Source organism: Acinetobacter sp. KAM396 (assembly GCF_021602765.1).
Classification (GTDB): domain Bacteria; phylum Pseudomonadota; class Gammaproteobacteria; order Pseudomonadales; family Moraxellaceae; genus Acinetobacter; species Acinetobacter towneri_A.
This window is the reverse complement of sequence record NZ_BPPH01000076.1, coordinates 1-1,943: the sequence shown is the minus strand read 5'-3', so window position 1 is coordinate 1,943 and position 1,943 is coordinate 1. Positions and strand designations below refer to the sequence as shown.

The 1,943-nt window shown below is 32.4% G+C and carries 4 protein-coding genes; 2 read left to right on the top strand and 2 right to left on the bottom strand.

Annotation, left to right across the window (positions count from 1 at the left end; all coding sequences use genetic code 11):
• The first annotated feature begins 181 nt into the window (after positions 1-181).
• Entirely contained in the window at positions 182-601 is a 420-nt protein-coding gene (locus L6C30_RS14495) for an SMI1/KNR4 family protein (protein ID WP_001180106.1), read from the top strand.
• A gap of 79 nt (positions 602-680) precedes the next feature.
• Here L6C30_RS14495 and L6C30_RS14490 read toward each other — a convergent pair whose 3' ends face one another.
• Together L6C30_RS14490 and L6C30_RS14485 are read right to left on the bottom strand one after the other, a co-directional pair.
• Positions 681-962 carry an addiction module antidote protein gene (locus tag L6C30_RS14490; protein ID WP_000985609.1) on the bottom strand — a complete coding sequence of 94 codons (282 nt, stop codon included), beginning with the start codon at positions 960-962 and terminating at the stop codon, positions 681-683.
• Positions 963-1,265 carry a type II toxin-antitoxin system RelE/ParE family toxin gene (locus L6C30_RS14485; protein ID WP_000286964.1) on the bottom strand — a complete coding sequence of 101 codons (303 nt, stop codon included), beginning with the start codon at positions 1,263-1,265 and terminating at the stop codon, positions 963-965.
• 148 nt (positions 1,266-1,413) lie between these two features.
• On the opposite strand from L6C30_RS14485, the gene L6C30_RS14480 reads away from it, so the two are divergent.
• On the top strand, positions 1,414-1,860 hold the full coding sequence (locus L6C30_RS14480) for a hypothetical protein (RefSeq protein WP_236163170.1): 447 nt from the start codon (positions 1,414-1,416) through the stop codon (positions 1,858-1,860).
• Positions 1,861-1,943 lie beyond the last annotated feature (83 nt).

Genomic DNA, 1,943 nt, shown 5'->3' with positions numbered 1-1,943 from the left:
TTTAATTTGCTTGGTAAAGATGCTGGTTTCAATAAATAACATGGACTCTTTATACGTCAATGGCGTATTTGAATTTTAGCAGTTTCCATAACAAAAAACGAGAGCTGGTAGATCTCGTTTCGCATAACAGCCATTATGTTAAATTGTAGTAAGAACTTTAATGCGATAGAGCAGAATGTATATGCAAAATAAGCTTGATAACATTATTCAAGAATTAAAAGAACTATCTGGGAATAGTCGTCTAAACATAGAACTACCTGATGATATTTTCATATCTGCTTATGAACGAAAAATAGGTTTTATTTTTCCAAAAGATTATAAAAAAGTTTTGAAAGAGATTAGCAATATCTTTTATGGAACAATTGAATTAGCGTCTCTTACAGATGAGAAAGAATGCTATCGAGGGCTATCTCAGATATTAAATGATGCTAGGGAGCAAGGTCTGCCAGAAGATTGGCTACCTATTTGTGAAGATAATGGTAGTTATTATTGCCTATCTCCTAATCATAAAATTAGATATTGGACAGCAGATGGATATAGCGATGAGCAGTGGGAAGATTTAGCAGATTGGATCAAGCAAGTTTGGATAGATGGAAATTAAGAATTTCTAAAATTAACATAATACACCTTATACGAAATTAAAAAATGGAGCCTAAAGCTCCATTTTTTAATAACTTTTTTTAAATTGCTAAGCGTAAATTCAGTGCTTTTACAACTTTAATCACAGTATCAAAACTAGGGTTAACATCACCAGAAAGTGCTTTATAAAGACTTTCTCGGCCTAAGCCTGTATCTCGTGATAATTGAGCCATTCCTTTAGCTTTTGCAATGTTACCTAAAGCCTTTGCAATGAATGCGGCATCGCCATTAGATTCTTCAATACATGCTTGTAAGTAAGCCTGCATATCATCCTCTGTTTTAAGATGCTCAGCACTGTCCCATTTGCGAAGTTTAATAGCCATTTATAGCTCCTCCTCTAAATCTTGTGCCAATTGCAGGGCAAGTTTTATATCTTTACTTTGCGTAGACTTATCTCCGCCTGCTAAAAGAATAACAACCCTTTGCCCTTGCTTGCAGTAATAAATCCTATAGCCTGGCCCAAAGAAGAAACGTAATTCAGAAACACCTTCACCGACCGGCTCAGTATCTCCAAAGTTTCCATCTTCAACCCGATCAATTCGGACTTGTATGCGTCTTTTTGCCTGCTGGTCTTTTAACTTGGTGAACCAGTCATCAAAGACTTCAGTGGTATATATTGAGTACATAAGTAGAATGTATCCTATAGGATACATTTATGCAAGAAATAAACTTGATATTTGGGGCTCGAAACGGTGAATTTCGTATAACCGCCATTATGTTAAGTTAATCAAAATTCTTAATGCACCAAAACCTAAAAATTTAAATGGAGTAAAAATGACTTTAAAGGGGTTAGATATTCAAGAAGATTGTATCAAAGCTATTTCTAATGAATCTTTAATATTTGATATTAAGAATAAAGAGTTTTTAGAGGATATAGAAAATCTTTTATTACAGTATTTTCAAAATTTTAGTAATGATTTAAATGGAATTGAGTTTGATAATTTTTCTGTGGAGTTTTGGTTCGATGCAGGACAATTGATTATTTATCCTGAAAAAGATTTATTAGATCGTAAACCCTTTGAATCTGAATATGATTTAGATAGATTAGACCCTTATTTTTATCTAGTTTGTGAAGAATATAGGATATATTTTGATGACTTAATATCTCGAAAAGTAAGCGATCAAGTATCTGAAAAAGAAGCTATTTCTAAAACTAATGACGTAATTGATTGTGTAAGCAAAGCTATAAAAAATATCTCTGTACACGACAAAAATAGATAACTCATTGAAATAATGTCACAATAATTGTTTTCTAACGACGAATACTATGACACATCTCAATGAGTTATATCTTATCTTAAACA